General features: G+C 37.7%; 22 protein-coding genes. 17 read left to right on the forward strand and 5 right to left on the reverse strand.

What is annotated here, in order from left to right; translation table 11 throughout:
- Positions 1-47 precede the first annotated feature (47 nt).
- The 5 genes from map (at position 48) to pruA (ending at position 5427) form a co-directional block, all read left to right on the forward strand.
- Entirely contained in the window at positions 48-866 is an 819-nt protein-coding gene (map, locus tag C0430_RS13275; protein WP_290871042.1) for a type I methionyl aminopeptidase, read from the forward strand.
- 115 nt (positions 867-981) lie between these two features.
- Positions 982-1752 (forward strand): class I SAM-dependent methyltransferase, encoded by a 771-nt coding sequence (locus tag C0430_RS13280; protein WP_290871044.1) that lies wholly within the window; start codon positions 982-984, stop codon positions 1750-1752.
- An 83-nt stretch (positions 1753-1835) separates the two neighbouring features.
- Complete coding sequence (locus tag C0430_RS13285) at positions 1836-3089, forward strand: DUF5103 domain-containing protein (RefSeq protein ID WP_290871046.1); 1254 nt, start codon at positions 1836-1838, stop codon at positions 3087-3089.
- 80 nt (positions 3090-3169) lie between these two features.
- Positions 3170-3556 carry a Co2+/Mg2+ efflux protein ApaG gene (gene apaG / locus C0430_RS13290; protein WP_290871047.1) on the forward strand — a complete coding sequence of 129 codons (387 nt, stop codon included), beginning with the start codon at positions 3170-3172 and terminating at the stop codon, positions 3554-3556.
- Between the two features lie 242 nt (positions 3557-3798).
- Positions 3799-5427, forward strand: a complete 1629-nt coding sequence (gene pruA, locus C0430_RS13295) for an L-glutamate gamma-semialdehyde dehydrogenase (RefSeq protein WP_290871049.1) — start codon at positions 3799-3801, stop codon at positions 5425-5427.
- 94 nt (positions 5428-5521) lie between these two features.
- Here the strand turns inward: pruA and rsmG are convergent, their stop codons facing one another.
- Entirely contained in the window at positions 5522-6151 is a 630-nt protein-coding gene (gene rsmG, locus C0430_RS13300) for a 16S rRNA (guanine(527)-N(7))-methyltransferase RsmG (RefSeq protein ID WP_290871051.1), read from the reverse strand.
- Between the two features lie 107 nt (positions 6152-6258).
- Between rsmG and C0430_RS13305 the strand changes: the two genes are divergently transcribed.
- The 10 genes from C0430_RS13305 to fabD all read left to right on the forward strand — a co-directional run bounded on the left by C0430_RS13305 (position 6259) and on the right by fabD (position 14750).
- A complete protein-coding gene (locus C0430_RS13305; RefSeq protein ID WP_290871053.1) occupies positions 6259-7353 on the forward strand; it encodes an acyl-CoA desaturase in 1095 nt (364 codons plus the stop codon).
- A gap of 43 nt (positions 7354-7396) precedes the next feature.
- The gene (locus C0430_RS13310) at positions 7397-8587 is read left to right on the forward strand and encodes a pyridoxal phosphate-dependent aminotransferase (RefSeq protein ID WP_290871055.1); all 1191 of its coding nucleotides are present in this window, start codon (positions 7397-7399) and stop codon (positions 8585-8587) included.
- Between the two features lie 255 nt (positions 8588-8842).
- Complete coding sequence (locus C0430_RS13315) at positions 8843-10705, forward strand: U32 family peptidase (protein ID WP_290871057.1); 1863 nt, start codon at positions 8843-8845, stop codon at positions 10703-10705.
- A gap of 43 nt (positions 10706-10748) precedes the next feature.
- Positions 10749-11069 (forward strand): DUF6370 family protein, encoded by a 321-nt coding sequence (locus tag C0430_RS13320; RefSeq protein WP_290871059.1) that lies wholly within the window; start codon positions 10749-10751, stop codon positions 11067-11069.
- 8 nt (positions 11070-11077) lie between these two features.
- A complete protein-coding gene (locus C0430_RS13325; protein WP_290871061.1) occupies positions 11078-11653 on the forward strand; it encodes a Crp/Fnr family transcriptional regulator in 576 nt (191 codons plus the stop codon).
- 110 nt (positions 11654-11763) lie between these two features.
- On the forward strand, positions 11764-12480 hold the full coding sequence (locus C0430_RS13330) for a pirin family protein (RefSeq protein WP_290871062.1): 717 nt from the start codon (positions 11764-11766) through the stop codon (positions 12478-12480).
- 10 nt (positions 12481-12490) lie between these two features.
- The gene (locus C0430_RS13335; protein ID WP_290871064.1) at positions 12491-12775 is read left to right on the forward strand and encodes a GNAT family N-acetyltransferase; all 285 of its coding nucleotides are present in this window, start codon (positions 12491-12493) and stop codon (positions 12773-12775) included.
- A 17-nt stretch (positions 12776-12792) separates the two neighbouring features.
- Positions 12793-13017, forward strand: a complete 225-nt coding sequence (locus C0430_RS13340) for a (4Fe-4S)-binding protein (RefSeq protein ID WP_290871066.1) — start codon at positions 12793-12795, stop codon at positions 13015-13017.
- 141 nt (positions 13018-13158) lie between these two features.
- On the forward strand, positions 13159-13686 hold the full coding sequence (locus tag C0430_RS13345; protein ID WP_290871068.1) for a YceI family protein: 528 nt from the start codon (positions 13159-13161) through the stop codon (positions 13684-13686).
- Between the two features lie 191 nt (positions 13687-13877).
- On the forward strand, positions 13878-14750 hold the full coding sequence (fabD, locus tag C0430_RS13350) for an ACP S-malonyltransferase (RefSeq protein WP_290871070.1): 873 nt from the start codon (positions 13878-13880) through the stop codon (positions 14748-14750).
- Between the two features lie 89 nt (positions 14751-14839).
- Here fabD and C0430_RS13355 read toward each other — a convergent pair whose 3' ends face one another.
- The 4 genes from C0430_RS13355 to C0430_RS13370 form a co-directional block, all read right to left on the reverse strand.
- Complete coding sequence (locus C0430_RS13355) at positions 14840-15157, reverse strand: hypothetical protein (protein ID WP_290871072.1); 318 nt, start codon at positions 15155-15157, stop codon at positions 14840-14842.
- The gene (locus C0430_RS13360; RefSeq protein WP_290871074.1) at positions 15145-15342 is read right to left on the reverse strand and encodes a hypothetical protein; all 198 of its coding nucleotides are present in this window, start codon (positions 15340-15342) and stop codon (positions 15145-15147) included. The genes C0430_RS13355 and C0430_RS13360 overlap by 13 nt, the downstream gene beginning before the upstream one ends.
- Before the next feature lie 118 nt (positions 15343-15460).
- Positions 15461-16477 carry a UDP-glucose 4-epimerase GalE gene (gene galE, locus C0430_RS13365; RefSeq protein ID WP_290871076.1) on the reverse strand — a complete coding sequence of 339 codons (1017 nt, stop codon included), beginning with the start codon at positions 16475-16477 and terminating at the stop codon, positions 15461-15463.
- A 30-nt stretch (positions 16478-16507) separates the two neighbouring features.
- Entirely contained in the window at positions 16508-17638 is a 1131-nt protein-coding gene (locus C0430_RS13370) for a DegT/DnrJ/EryC1/StrS family aminotransferase (protein ID WP_290871078.1), read from the reverse strand.
- A gap of 134 nt (positions 17639-17772) precedes the next feature.
- Between C0430_RS13370 and C0430_RS13375 the strand changes: the two genes are divergently transcribed.
- A complete protein-coding gene (locus tag C0430_RS13375) occupies positions 17773-19014 on the forward strand; it encodes a glycosyltransferase N-terminal domain-containing protein (protein ID WP_290871080.1) in 1242 nt (413 codons plus the stop codon).
- A 24-nt stretch (positions 19015-19038) separates the two neighbouring features.
- Entirely contained in the window at positions 19039-21180 is a 2142-nt protein-coding gene (locus tag C0430_RS13380; protein ID WP_290871082.1) for a S46 family peptidase, read from the forward strand.
- The last annotated feature ends 266 nt before the right edge of the window (positions 21181-21446 follow it).

Genomic DNA, 21446 nt, shown 5'->3' on the forward strand with positions numbered 1-21446 from the left:
TATATAATCGGTTTTTAATTGTATTTTTGCAATCTGAAAAAAATATCATGATTATCCCAAAAACAAGAGAACAGATAGAATTAATGCGCGAAAGTGCTTTAATCGTTTCAAAAACATTAGGAATGATTGCTTCCGAAATCAAGGAAGGAGTCACCACTTTACACTTAGATAAATTAGCTGAAGAATTTATTCGCGACCACGGAGCTGTTCCCAGCTTCCTGGGATTATACGGTTTTCCAAACTCGCTTTGCATGAGTCCAAATGCCCAAGTGGTACACGGAATCCCGAACAACAAACCATTGGAAAGTGGCGACGTAATTTCGGTAGATTGTGGAGCATTCAAAAATGGTTACCATGGCGACCACGCTTATTCTTTCGAGATTGGCGAAGTGGCTCCTGAAACCAAAAAATTATTGCAGGTTACCAAAGAATCATTGTACGTGGGAATCCGCGAATTAAGACTTGGAAACCGCGTGGAAGATGTGGGTAACGCCATCCAGAAATATACTGAAGCACACGGTTATGGTGTGGTTCGTGAATTGGTCGGACACGGTGTTGGTCAAAAAATGCACGAAGACCCAGAAATGCCCAATTATGGCAAAAAAGGTCGCGGAAAATTGTTCGTGGAAGGAATGGTGGTCGCCATCGAACCGATGATTAATTTGGGAACCCGAAACATCAAACAACTCAAAGACGGTTGGACAATTCTTACCGCTGACGGAAAACCGAGCGCTCATTTTGAACACGACGTGGCCATTATTGACGGAAAACCAGAAATTTTATCCACTTTCTATTATATCTATAAAGCATTGGGAATTGTGAGTAACGAGGAAGATGAGTTTAGAAAAGTGCCCTTGGTTATTTAAAAACTTATATGACCTTAATGCCTTATATGGTAAACAATTTATTAAACCATATAAGGCATTAAAGGCTACATAAGGAAAATGAAAAACTGTTTTGCGAATCTTTGCGTAATAAATAATGAAAAAACTCTTTAAATTAATCCTCAATACCATTCCTCGTCCAATATTAATTAGATTGAGTTATGCCGCACGTCCCGTTCTTGCATTAGCATTGAAAGGCAATAAATTTACTGATCCAATAGATGGAAAAAGTTTCCGAATGTTCCTGCCTTATGGCTACGGAAAACAAAGAAACAACGCACTTTCACCAAGCACTCTTTCACTGGAAAGACACCGTTTGTTGTGGTTGTATTTAAAAAATGAAACCGATTTTTTTAGTTCGAAAGAAAAAAAGAAAGTCTTGCATTTTGCGCCAGAACAAGCTTTTTACAAATTGTTCCGCAACCAGAAAAACATCCAATACACCACAACCGATTTGTTTTCGCCCCTAGCCGACGTGAAAGCGGATATTTGCAACTTGCCTTTTGAAGACAATTCGTATGACATCATTTTTTGCAACCACGTTTTGGAACACATTCCAGATGACACCAAGGCAATGCATGAATTATATCGGATTTTGAAACCTGGCGGAATGGCGATTCTTCAAATTCCGCAAGACTTGAAAAGAGATGTAACTTATGCCGACGATTCCATTACGGATGAAAAGGAACGTGCTGCGATTTTTGGACAATATGACCACGTTCGAATTTATGGCCGCGATTATTTTGACAAATTGAGAAGCATTGGATTTAAAGTTATTGAAGAAGATTACACGAATAAAATTGCGCCAGAATTGGTAGAGCAATATTGTTTGGCCCAAGGTGAAATTATTCCGGTTTGTCATAAATAAACCCTGATTTAACCAAATTATTTTTTGGCATAAATTTAGCAAAGCATAATTCGTTATATTTACCATTTAACAATTACACCATTATGCTTGTTTCCTTCTTTCGAAAAATAGTATTGATTTTTATCGTCACTTCGGCTGTTGCACAAACAGAAATCGAGGTTGTTCCACCGTATAACATCAAAACGGCATCCTTTATTCAAAGCAATGAAAATGTGGTTCCCATATTCGAATTAGGTGCCGGTTTCCAATTTCAATTTGATGATTTGTTTGGAAATGAAGCCAATTATTATTACGAAATCGTGCATTGTGATTACAATTGGGTTCCAACGGATATTCCGAAAACCGAGTATTTAAAAGGCTTTGACGGACAACGAATTCAAGAATACGAGAATTCCTTTAATACATTGCAAACTTATTCACATTACAAACTACCCCTTCCGAACCAATTTACACAATTACGCATTAGCGGCAATTATGTCCTGAAAATTTTAGACGAAAACAAAGATGTCGTATTGTCTCGAAAATTTATTCTTTACGAAGACCTTGTCACCGTTCCCATCCAAATTAGACGCGCCAGAACCGCAAACTATTTAGAGTACAAACACAATATTGAATTTTCCGTAAAATCACTTGTCATCAATTTTCAAAACCCTTTGAAAAATGTAAAAGTGGTTTTGCTTCAAAATGGACAATTCAATACGGCAATCAAAAACATAGCGCCACAATACACCACCGGAAATGATTTAATTTACAAATACGATACCCAAACCCAATTTTGGGCAGGAAACGAATTTTTGTATTTTGACAACAACGACATTAGGGCTGCCAGCAATAATGTGTCGCGAATAGATTCAAGCACCGGAATTTACAATTCAAATTTATACACCAATAATGCCCGGGCAAATTACCCTTATTCCGTAACTCCGGATATCAACGGAAACTTCGTGGTTCGCAACATAAGAGCCGAAAAAAATGACATTGAAGCTGATTATGCTTGGGTTTATTTTAGCCTTTCGGCTCCAGCTTTTATGGCAAACAAAGGGGTTTATATCACGGGAATGTTCAATAATTATAGTTTGTCGCCCGAATATAAAATGGATTTCAATGCCAAAAAAAATATTTATGAAAAAGCCGTTTTAATAAAACAAGGGTTCACCAATTTCCAATATCAAATTGCAGATTCCAAAGGAAATATTGATGCCGAAAATGCTGTTGACGGTAATTTTTGGCAAACAGAAAACGATTATTCCATACTGGTATATTATCGCGAAAGCAATGATCGTTATGATCGAGTTATCGGGAAAGCAACCGCGAATTCCAATATAATTACCAACTAAAAATCCTTTCGTAAAAACAACACAACCAACTCTTTTTTTTGTAAATTTGCCATCATTAAACTCATTTGTAATACATTGCCATGGTTTCACAAATAACAAGAGGTATAAAAATATCCGTTTTGACTAGTTTTGAAGGCACTTACTTCAAAAACTACAAGATTCATTTTGCCTTCAGTTACGAAATCACGATCGAGAACCACAGCAAGGATTCCGTGCAATTAATTTCACGCCATTGGGAAATTTTTGACTCCCTGAACAATAGGGAAATAGTTGATGGCGAAGGTGTAATTGGCAAAAAACCAGTTTTAAGGCCAGGAGAATCCCACACTTATAATTCAGGTTGTTTATTGTCGTCTCCTTATGGCGCAATGAAAGGATTTTTTAACATGGTTAATTTTACCACCACAAAAACCTTCAAAGTCATCGTGCCAACATTTCGTTTATGTGCACCATTTGCCCTGAATTAAAAATACATTATCAACTTTTCTTATCAAGCGCATTAAATTTTAAGGAGCTATTTCCAGCTTACTGATAGCCGTCACAACAATGCAACTCCTCGTTCAAAAAACTTTTTTTTCGCTACGGCAATTTCATTTCCAGCGGAACTCAATCCTTAATGGTTCGAACAGATTTAGAACATTAATTACATGTTTTTAAAACAATCCTTTGTACTTTTGTGAAAAATTACTAATTCTCAAATTACAAAAATATGCTTAAAGGATTTTTCAATGTACCAAAAGCCGTAAACGAACCCGTTAAATCGTATGCGCCAAATTCTCCAGAAAAAGCTGCCGTTCTAGCCGCTTACAAACAAATGTGGAATGCTAAAATAGACGTTCCCCTATACATTGGTAGTGAAGAAATAAGAACCGGAAATACCCGAAACATGACAGCGCCACATGATCATAAACACATCGTGGGAACCTATCATCTAGCTGAAAAAGCCCATGTTGAAAGTGCCATTGCCAATGCGCTTGAAGCAAAAGCAAAATGGGCCAACATGGCTTGGGAACAACGCGCAGCCATTTTCCTCAAAGCCGCCGAATTGATTGCTGGACCATACAGAGCCAGGATTAATGCCGCAACGATGATTGCACAATCCAAAAATATTTTCCAAGCAGAGATTGATGCCTCGTGTGAATTCATAGATTTTTTGCGTTTCAACGTGGAGTTTATGACCCAAATTTACAATGACCAACCCAAATCAAATTCAGATACGTGGAACCGATTGGAATATCGTCCGCTTGAGGGTTTTGTTTATGCCGTTACGCCTTTCAACTTTACGGCCATCGCAGGAAATCTTCCAGCAAGTGCTGCCATGATAGGAAATGTCGTTATTTGGAAACCAAGCGACAGCCAAGTTTTCTCAGCAAAAATAATCATCGATATTTTTAAAGAAGCGGGTCTTCCTGATGGTGTCATCAACGTCGTTTTTGGCAATCCAGTCATGATAACCGATACCGTTTTAGCAAGTCCTGATTTTGCCGGAATACATTATACAGGCTCAACGCACGTATTTAAAGATATATGGGCAAAAATTGGAGCCAACATTCATATTTATAAAACCTACCCAAGAATTGTGGGCGAAACTGGAGGAAAAGATTTTGTTATTGCACATCCAAGTGCTAACGTGAAACAAGTGGCTACCGGAATTGTTCGCGGCGCTTTCGAATTTCAAGGACAAAAATGTTCCGCAGCTTCAAGAGCTTATATTCCGCAAAGTATGTGGGCAGAACTTAAAGAACAATTAATTACCGACGTAAAATCAATGAAAATGGGTTCTCCTGAAGATTTTGGAAATTTCATCACGGCGGTAATTCACGAAGGTTCTTTCGATAAATTGGCAAGCTTTATTGACCAAGCCAAAAAAGATTCGGATGCTGAAATTATCGTTGGTGGAAATTACGATAAATCTGTTGGTTATTTTATTGAGCCAACAATAATAGTGACCACGAATCCACATTACACCACCATGGAAACCGAATTGTTCGGACCTGTAATAACGATTTTTGTGTACGAAGACGCAAAATGGGAAGCAACTTTAAAACTGGTTGACACCACTTCTGAATATGCCTTGACAGGAGCTATTTTTAGTCAAGACCGATACGCCATTGAGGAAGCCACAATCGCTTTGCAAAATGCAGCCGGGAATTTCTACATCAACGACAAACCAACCGGAGCCGTTGTGGGAATGCAACCTTTTGGTGGCGCAAGAGCTTCTGGAACCAATGACAAAGCGGGTTCAGCTTTAAACTTGTTGCGTTGGGCTTCGCCAAGAACCATCAAAGAAACTTTTGTAACCCCAGAAGATTATAGATACCCGTTTTTGGGAGAATAATTTTCAGAGTACGAAGTACGAAATTTAAAAACCCACAAGAATCAAGTAATTTGAATTCTTGCGGGTTTTGTTTTTGATACGCAAATCGTAATTGTCAATGCGCAAATTTAAGTGGCAAATGAACGACTTTCTTCGTGTCAAAAAATTCATCTTCAAAAAAATCGGATAAATTATACTCGGTTGCTTTTGGGAAATCTTTTAATTCTTCGGTTAAATCGCCACCTTTGAGATAGAGAATTCCGTTTTTGAGTTCGTGTTTGTTTTTCTTTTTGATTTTGTCTTTAATCCAAGACACAAAATCGGGCATATTGGTCACGGCACGACTCACGATAAAATCGAAATCTCCTTTTACTAATTCGGCTCGAAGTTGTTCCGTTTTTACATTTTTGAGTTCCAAGGCATCGGCGACAGCCTGCACCACTTTTATTTTTTTGGCAATAACATCAATCAAATAAAAACGGGTTTCCGGAAAAAGAATTGCCAATGGAATTCCTGGAAATCCTCCGCCAGTTCCCACATCGAGAACAAAAGTTCCGGGTTCGAATTTTATGATTTTGGCAATTCCCAAGGAATGCAAAATGTGTTTGGTGTACAATTCGTCAATATCTTTTCGGGAAATAACATTGATTTTGGCATTCCAATCGTGGTATAAAAAATCCAGTTTTGCGAATTGTTCCTTTTGAATATCGGTCAAATTGGGAAAATACTTTAGAATCTCGTCCATCTTTTAAAATTTTAACAAAAGTACAGTTTTTAGTTTTGAATATTTAATGCAATTTTACAGATTGAAAATTTTTAATAATTATCTTTGCAACTTATTCAAAATTAAAGATGAACAACATCACCCCTACATTCGCGAAGCAGGACAATCTGAAGTTTTTTAGAACGCTTAACTCCCGCGTAAACAATTACTTCAAAGAAAATAACATTCAGAAAACGGGTAACTGGAAACTCTATGTTAAAACCATGATTATGTTTATCGTTTTTCTTGCGCCTTATTTTTTAATCCTGACATTAGATTTGCCATTTTGGGCACATTTGCTATTGACAATCGTAATTGGAATTGGAATGGCCGGAGTTGGAATGAACGTGATGCATGATGGCAATCACGGCTCGTACTCCAACATTAATTGGATTAACAAATTTATGGGAGGAACCATTTATATTTTGGCTGGAAATGTTTACAATTGGCAAGTCCAACACAATGTTTTGCACCATACTTACACCAATATTCCCGGTCACGACGAAGATCTTGATGCCGGAAGAGTAATCCGTTTTACCAAAGATGCAAAATGGTATAGTTTTCACCGTTTTCAACAATATTATTCCGTTTTTTTATACGGATTATTGACTTTCAATTGGGCCATTACCACCGATTTTAAGCAAATGCGAAGCTATCTTAAAAGAAAATTATCTTATGGCGAAGCCAAAAGTCCAAAAATTCTTTGGACCACTTTAATCATCACAAAAATGATTTATGTTTCCATCTGGATTGTATTGCCAATGGTTATTGGAATCACTTGGTGGAAAGTTCTTGTTGGCTTTTTCGTGATGCATTATACCGCTGGATTAATATTGAGCATCGTTTTCCAATTGGCACACGTGGTAAAAGAAACTACCAATCCCGTTCCAAATGAAGATGGCGAAATTGAAAACACTTGGGCAATTCACCAATTATTCACAACAACTAATTTTGCTCCGAAAAACTGGATTATCAATTGGTACACCGGAGGTTTAAATCACCAAATCGAACACCACATTTTCCCGAATATTAGCCATATTCATTATGGCAAAATCGCTAAAATAGTAAAGGAAACTGCTCAAGAATGCAACTTGCCTTATTACGAATACAAGACTTTTCGAAGTGCCGTTATTGCACATTTCAAACATTTGAAAGAGCTTGGAATGAAACCCGCTTTACAATAATTAAAAAAACACAACCAACTTTAATAATCAAAATTACATTTTAATGAACAATCCGCTTTCAGACAGAATCAATAATTTAGCTACTTCACAAACGTTAGCTATGGCTGCTTTGGCCAGAGAATTAAAAGCACAAGGAAAAGATATTATCAGTTTGAGTTTGGGTGAACCCGATTTCAACACACCTGATTTTATCAAAGAAGCTGCCAAAAAAGCTATCGACGAAAACTACAGCACGTATTCTCCAGTAGATGGTTATCAAGACTTAAAAGAAGCTATTTGCCGAAAATTCAAAAGAGACAACGGATTAGATTACAAACCATCCCAAATCGTGGTTTCAACCGGAGCAAAACAATCTTTATACAACATTGCACAAGTAATGTTAAACGATGGTGACGAAGTAATTTTGCCAGCACCTTACTGGGTTTCTTATTTCGAAATCGTGAAATTATCAGGTGGAGTTCCTGTAGAAGTTCCAACTTCTGTGGAAACTGATTTCAAAATCACGCCAGAACAACTAGAAGCTGCCATCACGCCAAAAACAAAAATGATGTGGTTCTCTTCGCCTTGTAATCCTTCAGGTTCTGTTTACAACAGAGAAGAATTGACTGCTTTGGCCAAAGTGTTAGAAAAACATCCACAAGTATATGTTGTTGCTGACGAAATCTACGAGCACATCAATTTCTCAGGAACTTTTTGCAGCATCGGATCTATTCCGGGAATGTTGGAAAAAACAGTTACCGTGAATGGAGTTGCGAAAGCTTTTGCAATGACAGGATACAGAATTGGTTACATCGGAGCACCAGAATTTATCGCAAAAGCCTGTACAAAAATTCAAGGACAAGTAACTTCAGGCGCAAATTCCGTGGCGCAACGTGCTACCATCACTGCCGTAGATGCCGATCCAAGCGTATTGAATCATATGGTTCAAGCATTCCACAGCCGTAGAGATTTAGTGGTTGGATTGTTGAAAGAAATTCCAGGAATCAAAATCAACGTTCCAGAAGGCGCTTTCTACGTTTTTCCAGACGTTTCTTCTTTCTTCGGAAAAACATTGAAAGGAACTGAAATCAAAGACGCAAACGATATGGCAATGTATCTTTTGGCAGAAGCTTGCGTAGCAACGGTAACTGGAGATGCTTTTGGAAATCCTAATTGCATACGTTTCTCTTACGCAACCAGCGAAGAGCAATTAACAGAAGCATTACGCAGAATCAAAGAAGCTTTGGCTGCATAAGTTCAAACTTCTATTTCAATACCAAAAGCCTCAAGATTTTCTTGGGGCTTTTTTGTTTCCAAAAACATTAAAAAGTAATTAGAATCTGCTATTCACACGATTTTTCACAGACCTTTTCCTTCACTGACCCAATTATTTCCAAAAAATCCATTCCAAATTAGAAATCCTGAAAAATTTATAAGAACTTTGCAAACTTTTTGGCGAAAGCCGATAGAAACCTAAACCATTAAAAACAAAACAATTATCATCCATTCGATGAAGAAAAAAATAGAAATACTGGCTCCAGCCAAAGATTTAATCGGGGGAATGGCCGCCATCAATGCCGGTGCCGATGCGGTTTATATTGGAGCTCCTTTATACGGCGCTCGTTCCAATGCCACCAATTCGATTGAAGACGTGGCGAAATTGGTGGAGTACGCCCATTTATTCAACGTGCAGGTTTTCGTGGTGGTCAACACCATTTTGTACGACAACGAATTGGAAGACTGCCGCCAGATGATTTGGAAATTATACGACATTGGTGTCGATGCGCTGATTGTGCAAGATATGGCGATTATGGAAATGGAATTGCCGCCCATCGTTTTGCACGCCAGCACACAAGCCAACAATCGTGATGCCGACAAAATCAAATTCTTGAAAGATGCCGGAATGAAACGTGTGGTTTTGGCCCGCGAATTGAACTTACACCAAATCAAAGAAATCAGCGAAGCGAGTGATGTGGAACTCGAATTTTTCGTAACGGGAGCGCTTTGCGTTTCTTTCAGCGGAAACTGTTATATGAGTGTGGCCAATGGCGAACGCTCGGCCAATCGCGGTTCCTGCGCCCAAAACTGTCGTTTGCCGTACAACCTCATCGACGGTCACGGCGAAACCTTAATCAAAAACAGCCACTTGCTTTCCATCAAGGATTTTGATGTTTCCGATCAGATTCCAAACTTGGTTGAAGCCGGAATTTGCTCTTTCAAAATCGAAGGACGCTTGAAAGATGTTGTCTATGTAAAAAACAACGTCTCCTATTTACGCCAAAAACTGGACGCTTTTCTGGAAAACGACAACAGCGGAAAATATACCAAAGCTTCTTCGGGAACCTGTACTTATACTTTCGAATCGGCTTTGGACAAAAGTTTCAACCGTGGTTATACCGATTATTTCGTCAACGAAAGACACCAATCCATCGGTTCTTGGGAAAGTCCAAAATCGAAAGGACAATACATTGGCAAACTGATTAAAACCATTGGAAACGCTTATGAAATCGAAAACGGGGAATTCCTGAACAATGGCGACGGACTGTGTTTCATCAACGAAAACAACGAAGCCGACGGAATTTACGTCAACAAAGTCGAAAACGGTTTGACGTATCCAAATGTGTTGAAAGAAATCAAGCCCGGAACTTTCATTTACCGCAACAACGACGCGGCTTTCATCAAAATCGTGGAACGTGAAGACAGTGCCGTTCGAAAAATCAGCACCACTTTATTGTTGACCGAAAACGAAAACGGCTTCGAATTAATCGCCACAGACGAAGACGGAAATATAAGCAACGTAAAATTGGTTCATCCAAAAGAAAGAACCAAAAACAACGAATCCATCGAAGAAAATTTCAAAATCAATTTGGCGAAAACAGGTTTCACTCCTTACACCGCCGATGAAATTACGATTATGTTCTCCGAAAATTGGTTCCTCCCTATTTCCAAAATCAACGAAATGCGAAGAACGGTTTTCGAACAATTATCAGCCATTCGCCTTGCCAATTACAAACGTCACGAACACCAATTGGTCAAAACCTCGCATCCTTATCCGGAAACCAAACTGGATTTCATGTACAATGTTTCGAATAAATTGGCTCGAAAATTCTACGAACGTCACGGTGTTACCGAAATAGAAAAAGCGTTCGAACTGCAATGGGATCCTGGAAAATCTCGCGTGATGACCACCAAATACTGCATCAAATACGAATTGGAAAAATGCCCAAAATACCATCCCAATATGGATGGCAGACTCAAAGAACCTTTAATTTTGAAACAGGGCGAATTGGAATACAAACTCAAATTCAACTGCAAACCCTGCGAAATGGAAATTTGGGAAAAAGATGCCGAATTCGAAATCGAGGAAGATTAAATCCTAAAAAAAAGCTACCTTAGTGGAATTAATCCCCCGAAAGATGAAAAAACTATTCTTATTGCTATTCCTGTCTTCTGTAGTATTCGTTCATGCGCAAGACAAAAAAGAACAACCCAAGTCTCAAATTGTGGAAGCATCTTGTGGTCAATGTCAATTCAAAATGAAAGGACAAGGCTGTGATTTAGCGGTTCGCATTGATGGAAAAACCTATTTTGTAGATGGAACTTCTATCGACTCACACGGTGACGCACACGCTAATGACGGATTTTGCGCTGCGGTAAGAAAAGCCGAAGTCGTGGGGAATATTGTAAAGAATCGTTTCATAGCAACTTCTTTTAAGCTATTACCCGAAAAAAAATAAAAGGAAAAATGGCTGCATTAATAGACAATATTATAAAACACGTTGCTCTAACTCCGCAAGAACAAGAGCTTTTTTTGTCTAAAACTGAAACGCATCAATACAAAGCAAAAACTATTTTGCTCAATGCCGGCGAAATCTGCAAGAATTCTTATTTCGTGAATTCGGGCGTGCTGCGAAGTTTCAACATCAACGATAATATTGTCGAACACGTGATGAGTTTTGCTTGTCAAGGCTGGTGGATTAGTGATATGTACAGCTTGATTTCCCAAAAACCAAGCAATCTTTTTATAGAAGTTATCGAAGATGCCGAAGTGGTTTTGCTTTCCAAAGAAAATCAAGAGCAATTGTATCACGACATTCCCAAACTGGAACGCTTCTTTCGGATATTGACTGAAAATGCCTTGGTTGCCAATCAACAACGAATTATGGATAACTTGAGTTTATCGGCAGAAGAACGTTTTGAAAAATTTTCGAAAAAATATCCTTCGCTCATTCAACAAGTCCCCCAAAAACATATTGCCTCTTTCATTGGCGTCACACCCGAATTTTTTAGTAAAATGAAAAGTAAAATGTTGCGAAAATAATCTCTTTCCCATTTCAGGAACCTAAAAGATTTATTAACCTACATTAAGTGATTTCCGTTTACATTGATAGTAAATTTGCTTTATCAAATAACAATTAAATATAAGATATTATGGCAACTACAGTTTTACACAAAGCAGACACAAGGGGACATGCAGATCACGGATGGTTAAACGCTTACCATAGTTTTAGCTTTGCCAGTTGGTACAACCCACATAGAATACAATTCGGAATGTTACGCGTTTTAAACGATGACACCATTGCTGCAGGAATGGGTTTTGGAACACATCCACACGACAATATGGAAATTATCACCATTCCGCTAGAAGGCGATTTAGCCCACAAAGACAGTATGGGAAATGCCGCCACCATCAAAACCGGCGACGTGCAGGTGATGAGTGCCGGAACCGGAATTCAACACTCCGAGTTCAACCCGAATGCGGATCAACGCACCAAACTTTTCCAAATTTGGGTATTCCCAAAATATAGAAACGTGCAACCTCGTTACCAACAAATCACTTTGGATACCACGGAACAAAAAAATAATTTTGCACAAATATTGTCTCCAAATCCTGATGATGCCGGAGTTTGGATTCATCAAGACGCTTGGTTTTACTTGGCTGATTTCGAAGCTGGATTTTCCAAAACCTACGAATTGAAAAAAGAAGGCAACGGACTTTATGTTTTCGTAATTTCCGGAACCATCACTGTCGACGGCCAAGAATTGGAAACTCGTGATGGTTTGGGCATAACCGATTTTAAAACATTGAATATCAAAGCAACCACCGACGCCAAATTTCTATTGATGGAAATACCGATGAAACAATAAATCAAAAACAATGGACGAAACAATAGGATTAGAATTAAACGACACAAAAGGATACTTTTATGTTTCGGTTGACGGGAAACAAGAAGCAAAAATGACTTTTGTTTTTGCGGGCAAAGACAAGATGATCATTGACCACACCGAAGTCAATCCAGGCAATAACGGTAAAGGTTTTGGCAAAAAAATGGTTGCAAAAGCAGTTGAATTTGCAAGAGAAAAAAAAATTACGCTTGTCCCACTTTGTCCTTTTGCAAAAAGTGTTTTCGATAAAAATCCAGAATTTAGAGATGTTTTGTAAACTTGAATTCAAAAATCATGAATCCTAACGACTTGAAAAAAGAATATACCAACGGCGAAGTGACCGTGGTATGGCAATCCGGAAAATGCATTCATTCGGCCAATTGCGTCAAGAACAATCCCGCAGTTTTTCAACCCAAAGAGAAACCTTGGATAAAAATCGACAGCTCCTCAACGGACAAAATCATCGAAACGGTACAAAAATGTCCATCGGGTGCTTTAACGTTTTACAAAAATGAATAAAATATAAATGATCTAAATAACAAACCGGAATACTAAATAGTTTTCCGGTTTTTTCGTTCTTAATCTAGATTAAGTGCTCCATCGGTAGTGTCACCGTAAATTTGCCTTATCAAAATGAAATAACAATTAAAAAATAAAATTATGGCAACTACAAAATGGGCAATTGACCCAACACACTCAGAAATTGGTTTTAAAGTAAAACACATGATGTTTACCAATGTTTCCGGAAAATTTGGAACTTACGATGCAAACATCGCAACCGAAGATGACAACTTCGAAAATGCAAGTATCGAATTCTCGGCAGACATCAATTCTATTGACACGAATAATGCTGACAGAGACAATCACTTGAAAAGCGTTGACTTTTTTGATGCTGACAATCATCCAAAATTGACTTTCAAAGCATCGTCTTTTACTAAAAAAGACGGAGATTACGAATTGACAGGAGATTTAACTTTAAGAGGAATAACAAAATCCGTGAAATTCCCAGTAGAATTCAGCGGATTGATGCAAGACCCTTGGGGAAACACCAAAGCGGGGTTGAACATTTATGGTAAAATTAACCGTAAAGACTGGGGTTTAAACTGGAATTCAGCATTGGAAACTGGCGGAGTTTTAGTTGGAGAAGAAGTAAAATTGAATATTGAATTACAATTGGCAAAACAATAAATCATTTAAAAAACTGGTTTAAAAGATGTACAAACGGCTAAATTTCTCAAAGAAGTTTAGCCGTTTTTCTATTGTGTTCCTATTATCTTTCTCGATAAATACTAAAAAAACACTATTTTTGCAACGCAGTTTTTTTTCTCTTTTTAGAGAAACTTTAAACTTTTAAACCTTAAACTTTTAAACTAAAATAGATGAAAGCATACGTTTTTCCAGGTCAAGGAGCACAATTCACCGGAATGGGCAAAGATTTATATGAAAACTCGGCATTGGCCAAAGATTTATTCGAAAAAGCCAATGAAATTTTGGGTTTCCGCATCACGGACATTATGTTTGAAGGCACAGCCGAAGAATTGAAAGAAACTAAAGTTACCCAACCGGCCGTTTTCTTGCATTCGGTGATTTTGGCCAAAACCTTGGAAGATTTCAAACCGGAAATGGTGGCGGGACATTCTTTGGGCGAATTCTCGGCCTTGGTTGCCAATGGTGTTTTGTCTTTTGAAGACGGATTGAAATTGGTTTCCCAAAGAGCTTTGGCAATGCAAAAAGCCTGCGAAATAACGCCTTCAACTATGGCAGCCGTTTTGGGATTGGCCGACAACGTTGTGGAAGAAGTTTGCGCTTCGATTGATGGAGTTGTAGTGGCAGCCAATTACAACTGCCCGGGACAATTGGTGATTTCTGGAGAATTCTCGGCAGTGGAAAAAGCCTGTGAAGCGATGAAAGCAGCCGGAGCAAAAAGAGCCTTGTTATTGCCTGTTGGCGGAGCTTTCCATTCGCCAATGATGGAACCGGCAAGAGAGGAATTGGCCGCAGCCATTGAAGCGACGACATTCTCCACTCCTATTTGTCCAGTGTATCAAAATGTGACAGCATCGGCTGTTTCTGATGCCAACGAAATCAAGAAAAACTTGATTATCCAATTGACGGCTCCCGTGAAATGGACGCAATCCGTGCAACAAATGATTGCCGACGGTGCGACTTTGTTCACCGAAGTAGGTCCTGGAAAAGTATTGGCTGGATTGATTGGAAAAATCAATAAAGAAGCGGCTACGGCGAACGCTTAAAATTAGTATTCAGTGGTCAAGTTTTTAGTGATCAGTGTGTTAATAAACGGAATCCTCATAAACTTTAAGTTTGTGGGGATTTTTTGTTTTCAAAGCTCCTTCGCTTCCTCACAATGATTATTGATAATTCCTGTAACTAAATAATTGTTCTCTTTTTTCTCAAAGAAAACATACCAAGTCGTTCTGTTGTTCGATTTATAAAAAATGTAGTGGGAGCCAAGATACCGAAGTTTTTGGGGAGTATTTTTATGTGGAAAATTATTAATTTCATAAAAAATGAAATCTACAATTTTATCAATATAATGTTGGGCATTTTCAGAATAACTAAAATATTCTTCCCTGAAAAGGGTATAAACCAATTCATCAAAGTAATCTAAAACACTATCCTTAAAAATTATTTTTTCCAAGGATATGCTTTTATTCTTTTGTGCATTTCAGCTTTGAATTCTTCTGGAGTCAATCCATTTGCGAATTCAGCATCAAAATCAAAAGTAGCCCTGTCAATTCCCTTGAATTTCACTTTCGAAGATTCATAAGCAACGTTAGGCTCTTCTACTTTATTGATTTTCGGATTGTCTTTTTTAGGATTCATCGCTTTTGTTTTAACATAACAAACTTACAACTAATTATTTAAATCAAAAAATCCTAAATTATCGAGTTGGTAATTTAGGATTTCGTTTTTTTACTGAACACTAAAAACGGAGCACTGATTACTTGTTCCTGACTTTCTGCTCCCATTTCCAGGCGCTTTCCATTGCTTCATCCAAAGTGGATTGTGCTTTCCAGCCCAAAACATTGTTTGCTTTATCGGTATTGGCGTAAGCCGAAGTGATGTCGCCTTCTCTACGGGCAACAATCTTGTAAGGCAATTTTTGTCCGCTTACTTTTTCGAAGGAATGAATCACTTCCAAAACCGAGCTTCCGGTTCCGGTTCCCAAATTGAAAACCTCCACTTTGTCCAAATTCTTTTTCTCCAACAAGCGTTGCAAGGCAATCACATGGGCTTTCGCCAAATCGACTACGTGAATATAATCGCGGATACAAGTCCCGTCGGGAGTTGGATAATCATCTCCGTAAACCGATAATTCTTTTCGCAAGCCCAATCCGGTTTGGGTGATAAACGGCACCAAATTTTGTGGAACTCCTAAAGGCAATTCCCCAATTTCGGCCGATGAATGCGCTCCAATTGGGTTGAAATAACGCAACAAAATCGCATTGATATTGGTCACTTTGGCAGCATCTGTAATGATTTCTTCGCCTATTTGCTTGGTATTTCCATAAGGTGACATTGCGGTTTGAATGGATGCATCTTCAGTAATGGGCATTTTTTCGGCTTGACCGTAAACCGTGCAAGACGAACTAAAAATAAAGTTGGCCTCGGGTTGTTTTTGTAATTCCTGAAGCAAATAAATTAAAGTATTCAGGTTGTTTTCATAATACAACAATGGATTTCCAACGCTCTCGCCCACTGCTTTTGAAGCCGCAAAATGGATAACGCCAGCGATATCACGATGTCTTTTGAAAAAATCTTGCACTTTTTCTTTGTCGCGTAAATCCAAATTTTCGAATGCCGTGTTGATTCCCGTAATGTTGGCAATTCCGTCCAGAACATTTAATGAAGTGTTCGAAAGATTGTCAATAATGACTACTTCAAAACCCTGATTTTGCAATTCGACCACGGTATGTGAACCGATAAAACCCAAACCACCTGTTACTAGTATTTTCATTTTAATTTTTTTAACCTCGGATTAGTAGATTTATTTCAAAAATTCCAAGACGCTATCAGTAATAAACTTGATTTGCTCATCGTCTAATTCGGTGTGCATTGGCAACGAAATCACTTCTTTTACCAATTGATTGGTCACCGGAAAATCTTCTTCTTTATATCTTGAATCCAAATAGGCTTTTTGCAAATGCAAAGGAATTGGATAATAAATCGCACAAGGAATACCTTTGTCCAACAAATGTTGCATCAATCCATTCCTGTCGGCGTTGATGATTCGCAAAGTATATTGATGAAAAACGTGGCAGTCGCAAATCTCGCAAATACTTGGTGCGATGATGTTTTTGTGACCTTCAAAAGCTGCCGTGTATTTTCGGGCTGCATTTTGACGCGCGGTGTTGTATTCGTCCAAAAATGGCAATTTGGCGTTTAAAACAGCAGCTTGAATACTGTCCAATCTTGAATTTACGCCCACCACGTCGTGATGGTAACGCTCATACATTCCGTGATTCACGATTCCCCTGATTTTGTGTGCCAAAGCATCATCATTGGTAAAAATAGCTCCACCATCTCCGTAACATCCTAGATTTTTAGACGGAAAAAACGAGGTTGCCCCAACGTGTCCAATTGTTCCCGCTTTCTTTTTGGTTCCGTCAGAAAACTTGCAATTGGCCCCAATGGCTTGTGCATTGTCTTCAATAACATAAAGATTGTTTTCTTTGGCAATAGCCATAATGGCTTCCATATTAGCGGCACGACCGAACAAATGTACGGGTACGATGGCTTTAGTTTTTGGCGTGATTGCTTTCTTGATTCTTTCGATGGAAATATTCATATTATGCAAATCCACGTCAACCAAAACTGGCGTGAGTTGCAACAAGGCAATAACCTCAACCGTTGCGGCAAAGGTAAAATCGGCTGTAATTACTTCATCACCGGGTTTTAAATCCAATCCCATCATGGCAATTTGCAAGGCATCGGTACCGTTTGCACAAGGAATTACGTGTTTTACGCCGAGATATTCTTCGAGATTTTTTTGGAATTGGTGAACTTGAGGTCCGTTAATGTAGGTGTTGGTGTCGAGAACTTCTTGGATTGAAATGTTAACGGTGTCTTTTATTTTATCGTATTGACTTTTCAAGTCAACCATTTGTATTTTTTTCATTTAACCTTTTATTTGAATTTACTAAAACACAACCTCGATTGTATTTTAAATTTAGAACAAAAATAGGGATTTTAGCAGAATGATTTTATAGATAATTAAAAGAAAACGTAATTTAGCACCAGAAATTTTTTGATATGCTTTTCCTTTACGATCTAATTGTTCAAATTGCTGGTTTTTTATTAAAAATCATCGCTCTTTTCAGTCCAAAAATCAAACTTTTTATAGATGGACGAAAGCCGGTTTTTGAAATTTTGCAAACCAAAATCAATCCAAACGACAAAACCATTTGGTTCCACGCTGCTTCCCTTGGCGAATACGAGCAAGGTTTGCCCGTGATTGAAAAAATAAAAGAGAAATTCCCCAATCATAAAATCGTCATCACTTTTTTTTCGCCGTCAGGTTATGAAGTTCGAAAAAATAATGCGGTTGCCGATGTTACGATATATTTGCCTTTGGATACCAGAAAAAATGCGAAAGATTTTTTGTCGTTGGTCCATCCTGAAATGGTGTTCTTCATCAAATATGAATATTGGCCGAATTATTTGAACGAATTGCGAAAACTAGAAACTCCAACCTATTTGATTTCGGGAATTTTCAGGAAAAACCAACTATTTTTTAAATGGCATGGTGGATTTTACAGAAAAGCATTGGAAACATTTACTTACTTTTTTGTACAAAACGAAAGTTCCAAAAAATTGTTGTTGGAATTAGGCAAAACCAATGTGGCCGTTTCCGGAGATACGCGTTTTGATAGAGTAGCCACAATTTTAGAAAAAGACAATTCCCTGGATTTTATCGAAACATTCAAAAATGATACTTTGACGATTGTTGTGGGAAGTTCGTGGCCAAAAGACGAGAATTTATTGGTGGAATATATCAATCAAACTTCTGGAAAAGTGAAGTTCATCATTGCGCCACATAATATTAAAAGCGAACAAATTCAGGAATTAAAAAATTCTATTACCAAAAAAACTGTTCTTTTTTCGGAAAAATCAACTAAAAATCTGGCTGATTTTGATGTCTTCCTCATTGACACCATAGGAATTTTGACCAAAATTTACAGTTATGCCGATATTGCTTATGTTGGCGGAGGCTTCGGAAATCCGGGAGTTCACAATATTTTAGAACCTGCTACTTTTGGTGTTCCAATCGTTATTGGTCCCAATTTTTCACATTTTGCCGAAGCAACGGCCTTGGTAAATATGGAAGGTTGCATTTCCATTTCAGATAAAAAAGGTCTTTTTGATGCTTTTTCCAATTTGATTGCCAACGACGACATTCGACACGAAAAAGGACATATTTGCAGCACTTTCGTACAAATGAATAAGGGAGCTACTACCATTATTTTAAAGTCCATATTGAAAGACAAAAATTAAAAATTATAACCTAAATCCAATACAATGAAATTTTTAAAATTAGCCTTATTATTATTTGTCATTCAAACACAAGCCCAGCAAGGCGGCATGTGGATTCCTTCGCTTTTAAAAGGAATGAATGAAAAAGAAATGAAAAACTTGGGCATGAAAATGTCGGTAAAAGATATTTACGACGTGAATCATTCGAGTTTGAAAGATGCTGTTCCCCATTTTAACGGAGGTTGTACCTCGGAAGTGATTTCTCCAAAAGGATTGATTTTGACCAATCATCATTGCGGATATTCACAGATTCAATCGCATTCCAGCGTAGAGCACGATTATCTGGCAGATGGATTTTGGGCTTATAAAATGGAAGACGAATTGCCAAACGAAGGACTGACCGTCACTTTTATGGTAAAAATCGAAGATGTAACCGCACTGGTTTTAGAAGGAACCACTTCACTTACAAACGAAGCGGAAAAACAAAAGAAAATTCAAGAAAACATAACTGCCTTGACTAATTCTTTACCCAAGGAAAATTGGCAGGAAAATAAAATTCGCACTTTTTTTGAAGGCAATCAATACATGCTTTTCGTAACAGAAACTTTTAAAGATGTCCGTTTGGTGGGTGCTCCGCCTACATCTATTGGAAAATTTGGTTCTGATACGGACAATTGGGTTTGGCCACGCCACACTGGAGATTTTTCTTTATTCCGAATTTATGCCGACAAAAACAATCGTCCAGCAGCTTATTCGAAAGACAACGTTCCTTACACTCCAAAACATTTCTTGCCCATTTCCCTTGATGGCGTAACCGACGATGATTTCACAATGGTTTTTGGTTATCCAGGAAAAACAAACGAATATTTGCCCGCAGTTGCGATTGAACAAATTGTAAACGAGTTGAATCCTGCAAAAATCGAAATTAGGGACAAAGCTTTGAAAGTTGCCGACGGTTTTATGCGAAAAGACAACGCCATAAAAATTCAATATGCCGCTAAATATGCCAAAATTGCCAATTATTGGAAAAAATGGATTGGCGAAACCCAAGGATTGAAAAAATCAAATGCCGTTGTCCTGAAAAAAGAATCTGAAAAAGTTTTTCAGCAAAAAATTAGTAAAGCTGGCAAAGAAAAAGAATACGGAACACTATTAGCCGATTTTAAAAAAAACTATGCAGAAATAGCACCATATGCCTCTGCCAAAGATTATTTCACGGAAGTGGTAATCCTCAATACCGAATTGTTGAGTATTGGATACAAACTCTATCAATTGGAACAAGTGTTCAAAACAAAAGGAGAACAATCGTTCACGGACAGAAAAAACAATTTAATAACCGGACAAGAAAGTTTCTATAAAAATTTTAATGCCGCTGTCGATCAAAATGTTTTTGAAGAGTTGATCGAATTATACGCCACTAAATCGCCAAAACAATTTTTACCCCAAAGTTTGGTAAATGCCAATGCCAAAACTTTGGCTTCAGAGATTTATTCCAATTCCAAACTAAAAAATTACGCTGGATTAAAAGAATTACTGACCGGTGATGCCCAAACGGTTTTAGCAAATTTGAACAATGACAAAGGATTTCAACTGGTAAAAGAACTGGCGGATAAATACTCGACAGAAGTGACACCAAAATATGATGAAATCAATTTGAGAATTACAGCTTTGCAACGCACTTACATGAAAGCGCAATTGGAATTAAACAAAGAACGCCGAATTTTTCCAGACGCCAATAGCACTTTAAGAATTACTTATGGCAAAGTGAAAGGATACGAACCTAAAGACGCAACGATTTATACATCCAAAAGCTATTTAGACGGCGTAATGGAAAAATACATTCCGGGTGATTATGAATTTGACGTTCCGGCAAAATTAATTGATTTATACAAGACCAAAGATTATGGCATCTATGGTGAAAATGGTAAAATGCCGGTTTGTTTTATTGGCACAAATCACACTACTGGAGGCAATTCAGGAAGTCCGGCGATCGACGCTAAGGGCAACTTGATTGGACTCAATTTTGACAGGGTTTGGGAAGGAACCATGAGTGACATTTACTATGACCCAAGTATTTGTAGAAATATCATGGTAGATGTGCGATACATTCTATTTATCATGGATAAATATGCTGGAGCAAAAAACCTGATAGAAGAACTGAAATTAGTTCACCCGAAGAAAAAGTAACTAATTGAAAATGAATTATCTATATAAAAAATAGTTAAAAATAAAACGTTTGACAAGAAAGTCAGATATTTATTAAATTTTTGGATTTAATGAGACCATAATTGTAATTTGCCCTTTCGTCGACAAATGAATATTATTTTTCAAAAAAAATATAAAAAAATATTTTACCTATTAAAAAATTTATATCTTTGCCCCGAATTAATAATTAACCTTTTATAATTAAGTAAGATGAAAAAAGTATTTTTAAGTTTAGCCGTTGTTGCTGT

The organism is Flavobacterium sp., assembly GCF_013823965.1.
In the GTDB taxonomy this organism is placed as follows: Bacteria; Bacteroidota; Bacteroidia; order Flavobacteriales; family Flavobacteriaceae; genus Flavobacterium.